Here is a 2,931-nt window from a genome sequence, read left to right on the forward strand (position 1 = left end):
GCGAGCTGGGTTCAGAACGTCGTGAGACAGTTCGGTCCCTATCTGTGGTGGGCGTAGGAAGATTGAGAGGTTCTGACTTTAGTACGAGAGGACCGAGTTGGACGTACCGCTGGTGCATCTGTTGTCCTGCCAAGGGCACGGCAGAGTAGCCAAGTACGGACGGGATAAACGCTGAAAGCATCTAAGTGTGAAACCCACCTCAAGATGAGTCTTCCATTGAGATTCGTCATAGACGATGACGTTGATAGGTTGCAGGTGTAGCAGTGGTAACACTAAGCCGAGCAATACTAATGAATCGAGGACTCTTATATTTTTATTATGCTTTTATCTTTCTGTAACATAAGTCATGAATTATTAAGATATTGACGTAATAGTCAAAAGACCTTCATGGTGTTTATAGGGCGGGTGTTCACCTCTTCCCATCTCGAACAGAGAAGTTAAGCCCCGCACCGCCGATGGTACTGAGTTCAAACTCGGGAGAGTAGGTAGACGCCAGAATTTTATTACAGAAGTCTCATCGGAAACGGTGAGACTTTTTTTTTGTTATTAGGCTCCACCAACCAAATTAACAAACAAAAACGTTGGAGGCTGAAAACCTGTATAAATGCAATTGCTATTAATTAGACTATTCTTCAACTAATAGCCATCACTTAGATTCATCTCGTTTTAAGTACAACCTAATATAGAAAGCTTATATTATGAACTCTTCAGCTTCTACATTATTCCCCATTCATAATCTTCGATATTAACATTCCCCAGTATTTTTTCGTAATTTTGCAGCCTACTAACTTTCAATTTAGATGGCGTATATACTTTTTGATGATGAGTTAATCAGAAATCAATTGAAACCTTTTACTTTTACTCGTCCAGTTGCCGATATTCGATGTGGTATCTTGACTATAAGAGATAAATGGGCATTTAGACTAAAAACAAAAGTTACGTGCCTTTCAAAGCGTTATTTAGAGGAAATTACGGCTGAGAGTTCGATAAATACTTACATCAATGGTGCGGTTTGCCCCGACGAATTTTTAATTTCAGAAATTAATAAACTGGAAATTGGAGAATGTTTGGTTGATAGTAATCATAACGTATTGGCTATTCGGACTACCGAAAAACTTTCTTTCCCGATAAATTTTCAAGCATTTCAGCAAAAGAGATTTGACGGTGAGGTGAGTATCATCACTCAATTACCTCAAATTTTCTTGAAAAATGGTGACCAGATTAAGGTAGATTTTAAGTTAATTACCGATGGACGAAATTCGCAAGAAATAACCGACCCTTTTACACGTGTGTATGGTGCGGAGAATATCTTTGTTGAAGAAGGTGCGAGTATCAAATCTGTGATTTTGAACGCTGAACAAGGCCCGATATATATAGGGAAAAATGCTTCGATACAGGAAGGCTCGATTGTGATTGGTCCAGTTTCGATTGATGAAGGTAGTGTGGTGGTTTGGGGAAGTAAGATTCGCCCTAATACAACGCTTGGGCCGTATTCTAAAGCTGGAGGTGAGGTTGGAAGTTCGGTTATATTTGGTTATTCAAATAAGGCTCATGATGGTTTCTTGGGAGCTTCTGTGATTGGCGAATGGTGTAATTTGGGTGCAAATTGCAATAATTCTAACCTTAAAAATGATTATTCAGAAGTAAAACTATATAATTATGCCACTGATAAACTTGAAAAAACGGGTGAATTATTTTGTGGTTTATTTATGGGCGATTATACAAAGGCTGGAATCAGTACGATGTTTAATACAGGAACGGTAGTCGGGGTTTGTTCAAACGTTTTTGGAGCAGGTTTTCAAGATAAACATATTCCATCTTTTATGTGGGGTGGGGCTGATACCGAATATGTGGATTATCGTTTTGATAAAGCTTTAGAGGTTATTAGGGCTACAATGGCTCGACGAAATAAAGAACTTACAGATAAGGATATTGCTATTTTGAAGCATGTTCATGATTTTAAAAAATAAAGGCGTACTTACGAAGGAAGCGTTATAGGGAAGTCTTCGCTTCAAGCGAAGACTTCCTTGACTTCTTTGAATCTATTTTACTAATGCTTTTTCGAGAAATTATAGGTTTAGACGACGTAAAACAATCGTTGATACAGGCGGTCAATAGTAACCATGTGGCACATGCCCAGCTTTTTCATGGAGCGGAGGGGAGTGCAAATTTGGCTTTGGCTTTGGCGTATGCTACCTATATTAACTGCGAAAATAAGCAAGCCGATGATGCCTGTGGACGTTGCCCGAATTGCAATAAAATGAGCAAGTTAGCTCATCCTGATGTCAATTATATTTTTCCGACTGCGGGTGGCAAATCGGTTATTTCTGAAAATTTTATGCCTCAATGGCGTACTTTTGTAAAAGATACGCCTTACGGAACACTTTCCGACTGGCTCGAACATATTGCTATCAAACAAGGAAATATTCCTGCCGAAGAATCTCGTCAGTTGATTCAGAAACTTTCTTTGAAATCTTATGAGGGTGGATATAAAATTGCCATCATTTGGCAAGCCGAAATGCTTAATATTGCGGCAGGAAATGCACTTTTGAAGGTTTTGGAAGAACCACCTGAGCAAACGCTGTTTTTGTTGGTTGCCAGTAGCTCGGATAAGTTATTGACGACTATCATTTCACGTACGCAACGCATTGCTGTGAGAAATTTTACGGACGATGAAATTGTCAGTTATTTGACTCAAAAACAAGATATTGGCCCCGAAAGAGCCAAACAGATTGCTTACCTTTCTGAAGGAAATCTCAATCATGCTTTAGAGATAGCTCATAAAACAGACGATGACCAACATGCTTGGTTTGCCAACTGGATGCGAATGTGCTATGCGTTGAATATTCTGAAATTAGTGCCAATGGCCGATGAATTTGATGCCAAAGGCAAAGAATATCAGAAAGCTATGCTTGAATATGGTTTAAGTAT

At 39.1% G+C, this 2,931-nt stretch carries 2 protein-coding genes and 2 rRNA genes; all 4 read left to right on the forward strand.

All coding sequences use genetic code 11. From position 1 onward, the window contains the following. Positions 1-312: ribosomal RNA gene (locus ACOVO2_RS17595) — 23S ribosomal RNA — on the forward strand; the annotation flags it as partial. Positions 313-386: 74 nt separating this feature from the next. After that, positions 387-498 (forward strand): 5S ribosomal RNA (gene rrf, locus ACOVO2_RS17600). A gap of 302 nt (positions 499-800) precedes the next feature. Further along, complete coding sequence (locus tag ACOVO2_RS17605) at positions 801-1,970, forward strand: putative sugar nucleotidyl transferase (protein WP_421771240.1); 1,170 nt, start codon at positions 801-803, stop codon at positions 1,968-1,970. 83 nt (positions 1,971-2,053) lie between these two features. Next, positions 2,054-2,931: DNA polymerase III subunit delta' (holB, locus tag ACOVO2_RS17610; RefSeq protein WP_421771241.1), on the forward strand; the 878-nt coding region annotated here is incomplete at its 3' end.

This window comes from Emticicia sp. (genome assembly GCF_049241225.1).
Lineage (GTDB): Bacteria > Bacteroidota > Bacteroidia > Cytophagales > Spirosomataceae > Emticicia.

Bases quoted from the DNA above. Each gene is read 5' to 3' on its own strand.
- ACOVO2_RS17605 (WP_421771240.1), top strand. From the start codon at position 801: ATGGCGTATATACTTTTTGATGATGAGTTAATCAGAAATCAATTGAAA.